The sequence below is a fragment of the Micromonospora sp. NPDC000663 genome (assembly GCF_042898105.1).
Classification (GTDB): Bacteria; Actinomycetota; Actinomycetes; order Mycobacteriales; family Micromonosporaceae; genus Micromonospora.
This window is the reverse complement of the sequence record NZ_JBIAYR010000005.1, coordinates 20778-34759: the sequence shown is the minus strand read 5'-3', so window position 1 is coordinate 34759 and position 13982 is coordinate 20778. Positions and strand designations below refer to the sequence as shown.

Here is a 13982-nt window from a genome sequence, read left to right as displayed (position 1 = left end):
GTCACGACACTAAATTGCGGCGTGTCGATGTGTCTATACCTTCCGGTGATCCGGCAACAACTTTCGTCGATATCGCCGAAAGTCGGCAGGATTCAGGCGCGGCGGTCGATCGCCTGCGCGGCCAACGCGATAAGCGCGGCACGGGCCTCGTCGGCCACCTGGGCGCTCTCCAGGGCGGTCAGCGCCGCCTCGGTACGGACCCGGATCATCTGTTCGATGCGCTCCCGCGCGCCGGTCCCCTCGATGATCGTCCGCAGCTCCGCCGCGCCGTCGGAGTCCAGCGTGGGGTTGCCGAACAGCTCCCGCAGCCGCGCGGTCTGCGTCCGGTCGGCGGCGCTGCGAGCCAGCGCCATCATCACCGTCGGCTTGCCCTCGCGCAGGTCGTCGAGCACCGACTTGCCGGTGACCGCCGGGTCACCGAAGACGCCAAGCACGTCGTCGCGCAGCTGGAACGCGTCACCCAACGGGTCACCGAACTCGCCCAGCGCCTCGATCAGCTCCGGTCCCGCACCGGCCAGCGCGGCGCCGATCTGCAACGGCCGGGTCACCGTGTAGCGGGCGGCCTTCATCCTTATCACCGTGAGCGCGCTGGCCACCGAACCGTCGCCCACCCCGGAGACCAGGTCCAGGTACTCCCCCGCGATCACCTCGGTACGCATCAACGCGAACACGCCGTAGCCGCGGTGCACCTGCTCGGTGCCCAGACCGCACTCGTGGAACATCTGGTCCGACCAGGCGGCGCAGAGATCGCCGCAGAGCAGCGCGGTGTTGCGCCCGTACGCCTCCGGGTCGCCGCGCCACGACGAACGGGCGTGCAGGTCGGCGAAGAGCCTGTGCACCGACGGCTCCCCCCGACGGCGGTCGCTGCCGTCGAGGATGTCGTCGTGGATCAGCGCGAACGCGTGGAACAGCTCCAGGGCCGCCGCCGCCACCACGATCGGGGTGCCGTCGGCGGCGCCCGCCCCGCGCCAACCCCAGTAGCAGAAGAGCGGACGCAGCCGTTTCCCGCCGGCCAACACGAACCGTTGCAGCGCGGTGAACACCCCGCGCGGCGCGCCGTCCGGCCAGTCCGGCCCCTGCCGGTCGAGGAACGCGGCCAGCTCCGCGTCGAAGCGCGCGCGCAGCCCGCTGGTGTCGGTGGGCGCGACGGTGACCGTCATGTCCGCTCCCCCGACCCCTCCGCGCCGCCGGCCCCTAACCCGGCCAACTCCAGTAACAACCCCTTGACCTCGGTGGCGGCGATCCGGTCCCGGGCCGCGCCCGGGTCGGAGCAGAGCAGCACCGGGGCGTCCGCCGGGTCGTCCGGCAGCCGTCCGTGCGAGCCGCGTACCGCGCGGGCGCCGGCGTCCAGGCCGACGGCGCTCATCAGGTACCGCATGCCCACCTTCTTGCGGGCCAGCGCGGCGGCCGCCCGCAACTTCGCCGCCCCGGGGTTGGCCGGGTCGAAGAACAGCTCGGCGGGGTCGTACCCGGGCTTGCGGTGGATCTCGACCAGCCGGGCGAAGTCCGGCGCGCGGGCGTCGTCGAGCCAGTAGTAGTAGGTGAACCAGGCGTCCGGCTCGGCCACGAGCACCAGCTCACCGGCGCGCGGATGATCCAGCCCGTGCGCGGCCTTGCCCTCGGCGTCGAGGACCTCGGCCACCCCGGGCAGGCCGGCGCAGAGCTTCGCCACCGCCGGCACGTAGGCCGGATCCTTGACGTAGACGTGCGCGATCTGGTGGTCGGCTACCGCGAACGCCTTCGACGTCCACGGGTCGAGGTACTCCATGCCGGCCTGCGTGTGCACCCGCAGCAGCCCTTCGGAGCGCAGCAGCCGGTTGACGTCCACCGGTCGGGACACGTCGGTGATGCCGTACTCGGACAGCACCACCACTGTGGCGTCGCGGGCACGGGCGGCGTCCAGCAGTGGCCCGAGCACGGTGTCCAGCTCGGCCGCCGCGGCGGCGGCCTGCGCCGACGAGGGACCGAAGCGTTGCAGGTCGTAGTCCAGGTGCGGGACGTAGACGAGGGTGAGGTCGGGCGACACATCTGCCAGGATCTGCTCGGCGGCCTGGCAGATCCACTTCGACGATGCCAGGCTGGCCGTCGGCCCCCAGTACGTGAACAGCGGGAAGGTGCCCAGCCGGCCGGTGAGCGCGTCGTGCAGCTCCGGCGGGTCGGTGTAGCAGTCCGGCTCCTTGCGCCCGTCGGCGTAGTACACCGGGCGCGGGGTGACCGTCCAGTCGACGTCGGCGCCCATGGCGTACCACCAGCAGACGTTGGCGACGGTGTAGCCGGGCTCGGCCCTGCGGGCCGCCTGCCAGAGCTTCTCCCCGCCGACGAGCGCGTTGTGCTGCCGCCACAGCAGCACCTCGCCCAGTTCCCGGAAGTACCAGCCGTTGCCGACGATGCCGTGCCCGCTCGGCGGTTCGCCGGTGAGGAAGGTGGACTGCACCGAACAGGTCACGGCGGGCAGCACGGTGCCCAGCTCGGCCCGGAAGCCGCCGTCGGCGACACCGCGCAGGCGGGGCATGTGCGCCAGCAGTCGCGGGGTCAGCCCCACCACGTCGAGGACCACCAGTCGTCGGCTCATCGCGTCACTCCCGTGTTCACTGTGCTCTCCGGGGTCAGCCCGAGGCCGACCAGTTCGTCACGGGCGAAGGCCAGCTCGGCGGCGATGCCGCCGGCCAGCTCCGCGTCGGTGCCCGGCCTCCGCGCGGCCGGCAACACCCCCCAGGTGTACGTCTCGACGTCGAGGTGGTCGCACCCCGCGGTCGGACCGGTGTAGAGCGCTCTCAGGGCGGCGCGCAGAACAGGCAGGGTCGAGCCGAGCGGTTCCTCCGGCGGGGCGTGCAGGGGCACGTGGTAGTGCACCCGCCACGGGCCGGGCAGCGCCCGGTCCAGGGCCTCGTCCAGGTCGTCGGCGGCGTACGCCTCGTCGGCGGGGTCGCTGCCGCCGGCGCACCCGGCGCCCCGGGTCTGGTGCATGAAGCGAGGCTCCACCCAGCGGTGCAGCGCCTCGGCCCCACCGACCGGGTCGGCGGCCTCGACGGCGGCGGAGACCTGCACCTTCACCACCGGCAGCCCGGCCGCCCGGAGCCGGTCCAGTGCCGCCACGGGGTCTTCCCAGGCACACGCCAGGTGGGCCAGGTCGAGACAGATGCCCAACCGCTCGGTGTCCATGCCGGACAGCAGGGCGGCGGCCTGACCGGTGCTCTCCACCACGCAGCCGGGCTCCGGTTCGAAGCCGACCCGCACCTCGCGGCCGGTGTCCCGCTGCACCGCTGCCAGGCCGGCGGCGAGCTGGTCCAGCCGGCGTCGGGAGGCGTCGGCCCGGTCGGTGTCCCAGGGCTGCCGCCAGGCCAGCGGCAGGGTGGAGATCGAGCCTCGGGCCGCGTCGTCGGGCAGCAGGTCGGCGAGCACCCGGGCCAGGTCGAGTGTGTACGTCAACCGCTGCTCGGTGGTCCAGTCGGGGTGGTAGACGTCCTTCTTGACCACCGGGGCCTGGAAGGCCGCGTACGGGAAGCCGTTGAGGGTGACCACCTCGAGGCCTCGCGCGTCGAGTTCGGTGCGCAGCCGGCGGCGCAGCGCCGGGTCCGCGGCCAGCTCGGCGGCGACCGGGGCGGCCAGCCACAGGCCGAGCCCGAGCCTGTCGCTGCCGAGCGCCTCGCGGACGGGAAGGGCGTAGGTGTCCAGTTGACCGATGATGCCGGCGAGGTCCTCGGCGGGGTGCACGTTCGTGCAGTAGCCGAGGTGCACGGTGTCGCCGCCGGCATGTCGTAGCCGCATCAGCTGCCGCCGCGCAGGATCGAGTTGCCGGTCTGCGGGTCCACGGCCGCCGGGTCCTCCAGATCGCTGAGGTCGAGCCGGCCGGACTGCCCGTAGAACTCCACCGGGTTGCGCCACAGCACCCTGTCGATGTCGTCGTCGCTGAACCCGGCCTGTGACATCGCCTCGCCGGTGGCCCGGGTCAGCAGCGGGTCGGAGCGCCCCCAGTCGGCGGCCGAGTTGACGAGCATCCGTTCGGTGCCGTACTCGCGCAGCAGCTCGACCATCCGCGACGGGGTCATCTTGGTGTCCGGGTAGATGGAGAAGCCCAGCCAGCAGCCGGTGTCCCGGACCAGCTTGACCGTCACCTCGTTGAGGTGGTCGACGACCACCCGTCCCGGTTCGATGCCGGACTCGGCGACCACGGCGAGGGTGCGTTCGACGCCCCGGGCCTTGTCCCGGTGCGGGGTGTGCACGAGCGCCGGCAGGTCGTGCGCCACGGCCAGCGCGAGCTGGGCGGCGAACGCCTCGTCCTCCTCCGGGGTCATCGAGTCGTAGCCGATCTCGCCGACCGCCACCACCGCGTCCTTGTCCAGGTAGCGGGGCAGCAGGTCCAGGACCGGGCGGCAGCGGCTGTCGTTGGCCTCCTTGGGGTTCAGCGCCACGGTGGCGAAGTGCCGCACCCCGAACTGCCCGGCCCGGAACGGCTCCCAGCCGATAAGCGAGTCGAAGTAGTCGGTGAACGAGGCGGCGCTGGTGCGCGGCTGACCCAGCCAGAACGACGGTTCCACCACGGCGCGGACGCCTGCGGCGGCCATCCGTTCGTAGTCGTCGGTGGTGCGTGAGGTCATGTGGATGTGTGGGTCGAAGATGCGCATGTCACGCCTCCCGGGGCAGTGCGGCGGTGAGCCGGTCGAGCAGTTCGGTGGCGTCGGCGGGCAACTCCCGACCGGCGGCGTGCCGTTCGGCGGCGAGAGCGGCCAGCATGGCGGCCAGTTCCCCGTCGGCGCGGGCGTCCAGGTCGGCCACCGAGGAGAGGGGGACGCCACTGAACACGCACTTGAGCACCGCCTGCCGCCACGCCGCCGCGTCGAGGTGCCTGGCGTACGGGCCGAGGGCGGCGGCGACCAGCCGGGTGTCGTTGGTCCGGATCGCGTCGTGCAGCAGCGGCACCCCGGCGGCGCCGATCGGCAGCAGCGGCAGGGCGCGCAACACGGCCCGCCGCTCGGCCGCGTCGCCGTGCCGGTAGAGGGTGTCGGCGTACGAGGCGTGGTCGCCGGGGAGCGCGGTGAGCAGCAGTACCCGGGCCGCGTCATCGGCGGTCCAGCCGGGGGCGTCGGGCAGCGCGGCGCGTCCGCAGCGCCGGCCCGCGGCGGGGAAGAGCCGGATGATCTCGGTGGGCTCGGTCGCGACCCGGCGCACCGCCGTGTCCAGCCAGTCGGGATCGGGTACGCCTCGAAGTGCGGCCCGTAGTGAATCCGGTGTCATGCCGTCTCCTCCCTCGTGCTGCTCCCAGGTGTGCCCCGCCACCCCTTTGCTCTGCAGCTATATGTGCACCGGGGCCTCGTCGGTGGGTGTCGCCTCGGCGGATGTCGCGGCAGTGGATGTCGCGGCAGTGGATGTCGCGGCCGCGGCTGCTGCGGCGGCGGCGCGCAGGAACTCGATCGACCGGGCCGCCACGGCAGGTGCGGCGTGTGAGTCGCGGGGCAGCTCCACCGCGACCAGACCCCGGTAGCCGGCCTGCGCCAGGGCCGCCAGCACCGGCGGGAAGTCGATCTCGCCGACGCCGAACTCCAGATGCTCGTGCACACCCCGGCGCATGTCGTCGATCTGCACGTTGACCAGGTGGTCGGCCACCTCGGCGACGCACTGCGGCACCGGCCACGGCTCCAGGCAACGGCAGTGTCCGATGTCGAGGGTGATGCCGAGGCGGGCCGGCGCCCCGAGGGCGGTGTGCAGTCGACGCCAGTCGGCGATGTCCTCGACGAGCATTCCGGGCTCCGGTTCGAAGCCGAGGGTGACGCCTGCGGAGTCGGCGGCGTCGACGACTGTGGCGCACCCGGCGACCAGACGGTCCCAGGCGCACTGCGGCGACACCGCCTCGGGGCGTACGCCGGCCCAGAACGAGACCGCCTCCGCGCCGAGGTCGGCGCCGACCCGGACGGCCCGCCGCAGGAACTCGATCCGCCGCGTCGGGTCGTCGTGCAGCAGCGTCGGGGCGTGCTTGTGCCACGGGTCGAGCAGGTACCGGGCCCCGGTCTCGATCACCACGGAGAGGCCCAGCTCGTTCAGTCGTCGGCCGACTGCGGTGACCCGGCGGGTGAGGCCGGGCGCGAACGGGTCGAGGTGGTCGTGGTCCAGGGTGAGCGCCACCCCGTCGTACCCGAGGTCGGCGATGACGGCGAGCGCGTCGTCGAGCCTGTGGTTGGCGAAGCCGTTGGTGCCGTACCCCAGGCGCAGGGTCGTCGCGTCGGCGGCCGGCGGCGCGGGTCGGGGCGCGGGGGCGCTCATGTCGGGGACATCTTCCGGGCCAGCCGCCGGCCCAACGGCGCCGCCGCCGCGACGGCGACGCCGAGCAGGCCGGCTCCGCCGCGTGCGGTGAGCGCCCCCTGGAGGGCGGGTAGACCGGTGATCCCCGCGCCGACGGCGGCACGGACCCGTCCGGCCGACGGGTCACGGACCACCTCGGCCTGCGCCGCGCCGTACCGGGCCGCGTACCAACCGGCCAGCACGGCGGGCAGCACGGCCGCGATCCCGGCCGACCGGGAGCGGGCTCCGTGGACAGGGGTCTCGTCGACGGCCCCGCCCCGGTCGGTCGTTTCGGCATGCGGGGCCGCATCGGCCCGGCCAGACAACCCGGCCCGATCGGTCTGCCCGGTCGGGGGGCGGCGGGTGCCCGGCGCGGCGACGGCGGCGCTTGCGGCTACCAGGGCGGTGCCGGCGAGCGTGCGCATCGGCAGGACCCGGTCGGCGCCGGTGACCTCCCGCCGGGACAGCGCGGTGACCGTCCAGGTGTGCGCGGCGACTGTCGCCGCCGCCGGCAACGCCCGGGTCAGCCGGCCGCCGGACGCGCCGAGCAGCACGTCCAGCCCTCGGCAGGCGGCCATCACCGCCGGCCCGGCGGCGGTGTTCTTGGCCAGCAGGTCGTACCCCCAGATGGTGGCGGCCAGGGGCACGGCGAGGGCGGCGGCGCGGCGACCGCCCACGGCGGCGGCCAGGCCCACGCCGGCGGCGGTGAGACCGGCGGCGAGACCGACAGCGACGGTAGGGGTGACCCGGCCGCTGGGGATCGGCCGCTCGGGCCGCTCCACGGCGTCCAGGCGGCGGTCCGCCCAGTCGTTGGCGGCCATGCCGGCCCAGTAGAGCAGGACCGATGCGCCGGCCAGGGCGGGAGTACGCGGGCCCAGCGCGCCGGCCGCCGCCGCACCGGCGATCACGTCACCGGGCACCGAGAGCGCCGCCGGTGCCCGGACCAGCTCGGCGACGTCAGACAGCGTGGTCATGGCCACCGTCCCGGCCGGCGTGCAACTGGCGGGTGAAGTCGGTAAGCCGCGTCCACTGCTCGGCCAGCGAGTGGGTGGGGGCGCCGAGCGGGTCCTTGAAGAAGAAGCCCAGCTCGGGCAGCGGCCCGACGCGTCCGGCGGCGTGCGCGGCGGCGGTAAGTCGGGCCAGGTCCAGCACCAGCGGCGCGGCCAGGGCGGAGTCGCAGCCGTGCCAGGTGAACTCCATCCGCATGCCGGTCCCGAGGAAGCCGGCGAACGTGATCAGATCCCAGGCGGTCTTGAAGTCGCCCAGCTCCTCGACGTACTCGATCCGGGTGCCGCCCTGCGGGACGTAGCCCAGCGTCTCGCCGAGCACCCGCTGCTTGCTCTGCACCTTCGCCGCGTTGGCGGCCGGGTCGGCGAGGGTGGCGCCGTCGCCGCCGCCCAGCAGGTTCATCCCGGACCAGGAGCGCACCGCCAGGTTGCGCATCGCGAACATCGGCGCGAGCACCGACTTGACCAGGGTCTCCCCGGTCTTGCCGTCGTGCCCGGCGTACGGCAGTCGCAGCTCCTCGGCAAGCGCGGCGAGCGCCGGCAGCCGCAGCCCGGTGGACGGGGTGAAGTCGACGTACGGGGAGCCGGCCAGCAGCGCCGCGTACGCGTACAGGGAACTGGACGGCAGCACCTCGTCCGGGCCGGTGAGCGCGGCACGCAGCGCGTCCGGGTCGGCGTGCCCCGGGTGCGGTCGGGGGGCCGGTTCGGTGGCGGAGACGTTGACCACCACCACCCTTTCCAGTGCGTGCCGTTCCCGGAAGCTGGTGAGGTCGTCGACGGCGGCGGCGGCCCGGTCGGCCTGGGTGGCACCGGTCGGCGCGGGGCGCAGCTCCTGCTCGACGGCGGCCAGCTCGTCGGGGAGCGCGGCGACCAGCCTGCCGGGGACGACACCGGCGTCGGCGAGCGTCTCGGCGCGCTTGCACAGCGGGGTGGTGGTCAGGTCGTGCCCGCCGAAGACCAGGTCGGCGAAGGACGGCAGGGCGGGACCCCGCAGCTCGGGCAGTTCCGTGACGCAGCCGGTCGGCCCGGCCAGGCCGGCTCGCAGCGCGAGCCCTCCGACGATGCTGGTGGTCGCGACCGAACCGCGCGCTCCCACCAACCAGACACCCGTTCGCATGGTGCACCCTCCTCATCCAGAGGAACCGTCGGTACCACTAAATATAGGAATATCAGAATATTGTTCGGAAAGATACGCCCTTGGTGGATGGGCCCCGCCCGCCCGGCCCGCACCAGGACGGCACCCGGTTCCGACGTCGGCGTCGGCGGCGACGACGCCGGACCGGTTCCCGGTGCGGGTACGGACAGACGGGGCTGGCAGGCAGGGTCGGTCGGCGTCTCGACCCTGCCTCCCCCGCATCCGGCCGGCCAGAGCGTTGGCATGCCCGGACCGGACGTCTCAGGCCGGCGGAACGTCGGATTCTCCGGCCCGCCGGGAATGGTGGCGGTCCTCCGGTGCGGCCGGGGAATCCCGGTCCGGCCGCACCGGACGACCGTCCTGCTCGTGCGCCACCGGGCCGTACGGCCCGGCTGCACGCCCTCCGTCGCCGACCTCGTCCCGGCCGCGGGGCGCAAACCGCGGCCGGTCCCTCGCCGGTCGGCTTCGGAAAGCCGGTCGGGCGATGACGGCGGAGAACACCGCCATCGCGGGTGATCGATGGTCAGACGGCCACCGCGGCCAGTGTCGGCTCCACCTCGGTCCACGAGGAGCCGATCTCCGCCGAACGGGTCACCGCGTCCAGCACGAGCTGGACCTGCAACGCGTCGGCGAAGGACGGGGCGGGGTCGACACCGGTGGCGACCGCCTCGATGAAGTCACGCATCTCGTGCGTGAAGGAGTGCTCGTAGCCGATGATGTGACCCGGCGGCCACCAGGCCGACATGTACGGGTGTTCACCCTCGGTCACGAGGATCCGGCTGAAGCCCTGCTCGGCACCCGGCCGGGTGGCGTCGTAGAACTCCAGCTCGTTGAGGCGTTCCAGGTCGAAGACGACACTGCCGAGCGAGCCGTTGATCTCGACACGCAGGGCGTTCTTGCGGCCCGTGGCGAAACGGCTCGCCTCGTACGTGGCAAGCGCGCCGCCGTCCAGCCGGGCCACGAAGACCGCGGCGTCGTCGACGGTCACCGGCCCGGTGGGCGCCGAGCCGCCGTCCACGGTGGCCGCCAGACCGCTCGACTCGGCCGGCAGCGGCCGCTCCTTGACGAACGTCTCGGTGACGGCGCTGACCCCGGTGATCCGCTGGCCGGTGACGAACTGGGTCAGGTCGATGATGTGCGCACCGATGTCGCCGAGCGCCCCGGAGCCCGCCCTGTCCTTCTGCAACCGCCAGACCAGCGGGAACTGCGGATCCACGATCCAGTCCTGCAGGTACGTCGCACGGACGTGTCGAATCACCCCGAGTCGTCCGTCGGCGACCAGCTGGCGCATCATCGTGACCGCGGGGACCCGGCGGTAGTTGAACCCGCACATCGACCGCACCCCGGCGGCCCGGGCTGTCTCCGCCGCGGCGGTCATCGCCCGTGCCTCGGCCACCGAATTGGCCAACGGCTTCTCGCACAGGACGTGCTTACCGGCGGCCAACGCGGCGAGCGCGATCTCGGCGTGACTGTCGCCCGGTGTGCAGACGTCGACCACGTCGATGTCGTCCCGGTTGATCAGGTCACGCCAGTCCGTCGTGTACGCGTCCCAGCCGAGCCGGTCGGCGGCGTCAGCCACCTTTCCGGTGTCCCGGCCGCAGATCAGCGCCATCCGGGCCCGCGCCGGCAGGTCGAACACGCGGTTCACGGTGCGCCACGCCTGTGAGTGCGCGGCGCCCATGAACGCGTAACCGACCATGCCGATCCGCAGTTCTCTGTCTGTCGTGGACAAGGTGGGTCTCCCCCCGGTATGTCAGAACCCGAGCTTGTCGTAGCTGCTCGCGTTCTCCTTGGTGATCGTCTCGGAGGCGAGGGTCACTTCCTTGGGCACCTGCAGCTCGGTCAGGTCGCCCAGGCCCCGACCCTGCGCGATGAGCCGCGCGAGCGAGACCGCCGAGGAGGCCATCGACGGGTTGTAGGTGACTGTCGCCTTGAGCACTGAGTTGTCGGCCTTGATCGCGTCGATCGCGAGCTTGGAGCCCGCGCCGCCGACCATGAAGAACTCCGACCGGTTGGCCTGCTTGATGGCGGCGAGCACGCCGATGCCCTGGTCGTCGTCGTGGTTCCAGATCGCGTCGATCTTCGGCAGCGCCTGGAGCAGCTGGGCCGCCTCGCGCTGTCCGCTGTCGGAGGTGAACTCGGCCGAGCGCCTGTTGCCCACCTTGAACCCGTAGGTCGCCAGGGCCGCCGCGAAGCCGGCGCTGCGCTCGACGGTCAGCGGGATCTCCAGGCCGGCGATCTCACCGATCACCGGGTTGGCGATGCCCTTGTCCTTGAGCTGCTTGCCGATGAAGTGCCCGGCCGAGACGCCCATGCCGTAGTTGTCGCCCTTGATGACCAGCCGCGAGGCAAGCGCGTCGGGGAAGGCCCGGTCGAGGTTCACGATGGGGATGCCCGCCTGCATGGCCTGGAGGGCAACGGCGTTGACCTCCTTGCCGTCGTGCGGGAGCACGACGATGATGTCCGGCTTCTGGGCGATGAGCGTGCCGAGCGTGGAGCGCTGGGCCTCGGAGTTCGACCCGCCGTCGACCTCCTTGAACTCCACGTCGGAGTACGCGGCGGCCTGGGCCTTGGCGTTGGCGTGGATCGCACCCATCCAGCCGTGGTCGGCGGCCGGGGCGGAGAAGCCGATGACGACCTTCTTGCCCGGGGCGTTGTTGCCTTCGCTGTTTCCGGCGGCCTTGGTCTGGGTGCTGGCGGCCGGGGTCTCGTTGCTGGTGCAGGCGGTCAGCAGGGTGGCGGCGCCGACTGCGGCTCCACCGAAGAGCAACCGGCGGCGCGACACGTCGCGACTGTGCTGGGTCATGAAAGACCTCCTGGGAGCGGTTTCTTTGGGGGTGAGGGTGTGCGGAGCCCGGCCACTGTCGAAGATCTCGACGTCGCCAGGGAGAACGGTGCGGTGCGTCAGGTTGCGGTGGTGACCCTGTTCCGCGCGAGGAGCCGAGTGACTGACTTGAACTGGAACTGCTGGACCAGGACGGCGGCGACGATGATGCCGCCCTTGACCATGTTCTGCGCCTCGATGGAGAGGCCGTTGATGGCGAAGAGGTTCGTGATCGTGGCGAAGATGATGACGCCGAGCAGCGAGCCGACGATGGTGCCCCGGCCACCGCTGAGCAGCGTCCCGCCGATGATCGCGGCGGCGATCGCGTCCAACTCGTAGAGGTTGGCCATCGCCGCCTGCGCCGAGGTGGCCTGCGAGGTGAGCATGATGGCGGCGATGCCGCAGCAGAGACCCGAGAGCGCGTACAGCAGCATGGTGTGCCGGCGGACGTTGATGCCAGCCAGCCGCGCGGCCTCCGGGTTGCCGCCGACGGCGATGGTCCGCCGGCCGAACGTCGTGCGGTTGAGCAGGACCCAGCCGGCCAGCACCACCGCGCCGAGGATGTAGACGAGGATCGGAATCCCGAGCACCTTGCGGGCGGCGATGTCGTTGATGAAGGTGCTGCTGGACACCTGGGTCTGCTTGTTGGAGATCGACGCCGCGAGGCCGCGGGCGGCGACAAGCATCGCGAGCGTCGCGATGAACGGCACCAACCGGCCGTACGAGATGAGCACGCCGTTGACCAGGCCGACGCAGATGCCGACGACGAGCGCCGTGAAGATCATGCCGCCGGCGCCGTAGCTCTGCGTGGCCACCGTGGTGCACCAGACGCCGGCCAGCGCGACGATCGCCCCGACCGACAGGTCGATGCCACCGCCGATGATTACGAAGGTCATGCCGACCGTGACCACGCCGACGACGGAGGCGAGTTGCAGGATGGCCAGGACGTTGTTCCACACCCAGGTCGGGTCGCCGTAGAGGTCCGGTTTGGTGACCGCGCCGACCACGATGAGCGCGGCCAGCACACCGATCAGACCGAGGTTGCGCTTGGCGCCGTCGCCGCCGTCCCCCCGCCACCAGGAGAGCCGGCCCGTGCCCGCCGCCTTGTCACTGGCCACCGCCGTCTCCGCCGGGTCCACAGGCGGCGACTGCGCCGGAAGCTGCGGGCGCTCCGGTGTCGCGGTGGGAGTGGGAGTCGCGTCGCTCATGCCGGTGCGCCTTCCATCAGGGACCCCGCCATCACGAGGTCGAGCACGGTGTTCTCGTCGAGTTCGCCGGCCGCGGCCTCGCGGACGACCCGTCCTTCCCGCATCACCAGCACCCGGTCGGCCAGGCCCAGCACCTCGGGGACCTCGCTGGAGACCAGCAGCACCCCGACGCCCTGGGCGGCAAGCGAGCGGATGACCTGGTACAGCTCAGCCCGGGCACCCACGTCCACACCCCGGGTGGGCTCGTCGAGCAGCAGCAACTTGGTGCCGCCGAGCAGCCACCGCCCGACCACCACCTTCTGCTGGTTGCCGCCGGAGAGGGTGCGCACCGGCCGGTCGACGTCCCGGGGCCGCAACTCCAGGCGCTCGGCGATCCGGTCCGCCTCGGCGCGTTCCTTGGCGGCGTCGGTGAAGCCGAGCCGCGCGTACCGGCCGAAGGTGGCAAGCGTGACGTTGCGGTAGATCGGCTCGCCGAGCAGCAACGCCTGACTCTTGCGTTCCTCAGGAGCCATTCCCATGCCGGCCCGCACCGCGGCGCCGACGCCGGGACGCAGCACCCGCCCCTCCATCCGCACCGAGCCGACCTCCGGGAGGCGGGCACCGTAGATGGTCTCCAGCAGCTCGGACCGGCCGGAGCCGACCAGGCCGGCGATGCCGACGATCTCCCCGGCGCGCACGTTGAGCGACACGTCGGCGAACTCGCCGGCGCGGGTCAGCCCCTGCACCTCGAGCAGATCGGCACCGGCGCCGTCGTCGGTGGGGCGGTCCGGGAAGACGTACTCGATGGTCCGGCCGGTCATCCGGCTGACCAGGTCGCGGGTCGGGGTGTCGCGCGCCGGCAGGTTCGCCGCGGTGGTCCGGCCGTCCTTGAGTACGGTGACCCGGTCGCCGATCTCGCGGATCTCCTCCAGCCGGTGGGAGATGTAGATGACGGCGATGCCCTGCGCGGTCAGCTCCCGGATGATCCGGAACAGGTTGCCCACCTCGTCGTGCGCCAGCACCGCGCTCGGCTCGTCCATGATGATCAGTCGGGCCTCGTGCGACAGCGCCCGGGCCATGCTGACGATCTGCTTGCCGGCGGCCGGCAGCGACCGGACCATCCGTCCGGGCGGGATCTCGCCGTGGCCGAGCCGGGCCAGGATCTGCCGCGTCTGCCGGGCCATCCGACCCCGCCTGACGAACCCGAACCTGCGGTGCTCGTGACCGAGGAAGGCGTTCTCCGCCACCGAGAGGTCCTCGACCAGGTCGAGCTCCTGGTAGATGGTGGCGATACCGGCCTTCATGGCGGCCTGCGGGTTGGTGAAGGTGACCGGCTCGCCGCGCCACTCCACCTGCCCGGAATCCGGCTGGTGCACGCCGGACAGCACCTTGATCAGGGTGGACTTGCCGGCGCCGTTCTGACCCAGCAGGCAGTGCACCTCGCCGGCGCGCACCTCAAGCTGCACACCGTCCAGGGCGCGTACGCCGGGAAAGGTCTTGACCAGGTCGGTGAGGCGCAGGACCACCTCGCCCGCGACGGTGTCGGGGGGAGC

At 72.5% G+C, this 13982-nt stretch carries 12 protein-coding genes; all 12 read right to left on the bottom strand.

Translation table 11 applies throughout. From position 1 onward, the window contains the following. Positions 1-92: 92 nt before the first annotated feature. The 12 genes from ACFY1S_RS18675 to ACFY1S_RS18620 all read right to left on the bottom strand — a co-directional run bounded on the left by ACFY1S_RS18675 (position 93) and on the right by ACFY1S_RS18620 (position 13955). The gene (locus tag ACFY1S_RS18675) at positions 93-1160 is read right to left on the bottom strand and encodes a polyprenyl synthetase family protein (protein ID WP_387119410.1); all 1068 of its coding nucleotides are present in this window, start codon (positions 1158-1160) and stop codon (positions 93-95) included. Next, positions 1157-2572 (bottom strand): alkaline phosphatase family protein, encoded by a 1416-nt coding sequence (locus tag ACFY1S_RS18670; RefSeq protein ID WP_387119407.1) that lies wholly within the window; start codon positions 2570-2572, stop codon positions 1157-1159. Before ACFY1S_RS18670 ends, ACFY1S_RS18675 begins: the two co-directional genes overlap by 4 nt. Beyond that, positions 2569-3768 (bottom strand): metabolite traffic protein EboE, encoded by a 1200-nt coding sequence (eboE, locus tag ACFY1S_RS18665; RefSeq protein WP_387119404.1) that lies wholly within the window; start codon positions 3766-3768, stop codon positions 2569-2571. Before eboE ends, ACFY1S_RS18670 begins: the two co-directional genes overlap by 4 nt. Continuing rightward, entirely contained in the window at positions 3768-4625 is an 858-nt protein-coding gene (locus ACFY1S_RS18660; RefSeq protein WP_364362330.1) for a TatD family hydrolase, read from the bottom strand. Before ACFY1S_RS18660 ends, eboE begins: the two co-directional genes overlap by 1 nt. Position 4626: 1 nt before the next feature. Further along, a complete protein-coding gene (locus tag ACFY1S_RS18655; RefSeq protein WP_387119400.1) occupies positions 4627-5235 on the bottom strand; it encodes an EboA domain-containing protein in 609 nt (202 codons plus the stop codon). 57 nt (positions 5236-5292) lie between these two features. Then, the gene (locus tag ACFY1S_RS18650; protein WP_387119397.1) at positions 5293-6258 is read right to left on the bottom strand and encodes a sugar phosphate isomerase/epimerase family protein; all 966 of its coding nucleotides are present in this window, start codon (positions 6256-6258) and stop codon (positions 5293-5295) included. Then, positions 6255-7250 (bottom strand): SCO3242 family prenyltransferase, encoded by a 996-nt coding sequence (locus ACFY1S_RS18645; protein WP_387119394.1) that lies wholly within the window; start codon positions 7248-7250, stop codon positions 6255-6257. The genes ACFY1S_RS18650 and ACFY1S_RS18645 overlap by 4 nt, the downstream gene beginning before the upstream one ends. Beyond that, a complete protein-coding gene (locus ACFY1S_RS18640; protein WP_387119391.1) occupies positions 7234-8400 on the bottom strand; it encodes an inositol-3-phosphate synthase in 1167 nt (388 codons plus the stop codon). Before ACFY1S_RS18640 ends, ACFY1S_RS18645 begins: the two co-directional genes overlap by 17 nt. A 541-nt stretch (positions 8401-8941) precedes the next feature. After that, entirely contained in the window at positions 8942-10117 is a 1176-nt protein-coding gene (locus ACFY1S_RS18635) for a Gfo/Idh/MocA family protein (RefSeq protein ID WP_387120241.1), read from the bottom strand. A gap of 54 nt (positions 10118-10171) precedes the next feature. Then, positions 10172-11224: a substrate-binding domain-containing protein gene (locus ACFY1S_RS18630; RefSeq protein ID WP_387119388.1), complete on the bottom strand. Its 1053-nt coding sequence runs from the start codon at positions 11222-11224 to the stop codon at positions 10172-10174. 98 nt (positions 11225-11322) lie between these two features. Then, the gene (locus ACFY1S_RS18625) at positions 11323-12450 is read right to left on the bottom strand and encodes an ABC transporter permease (protein WP_357985898.1); all 1128 of its coding nucleotides are present in this window, start codon (positions 12448-12450) and stop codon (positions 11323-11325) included. Then, complete coding sequence (locus ACFY1S_RS18620) at positions 12447-13955, bottom strand: sugar ABC transporter ATP-binding protein (protein ID WP_387120238.1); 1509 nt, start codon at positions 13953-13955, stop codon at positions 12447-12449. Before ACFY1S_RS18620 ends, ACFY1S_RS18625 begins: the two co-directional genes overlap by 4 nt. Between the last annotated feature and the right edge of the window lie 27 nt (positions 13956-13982).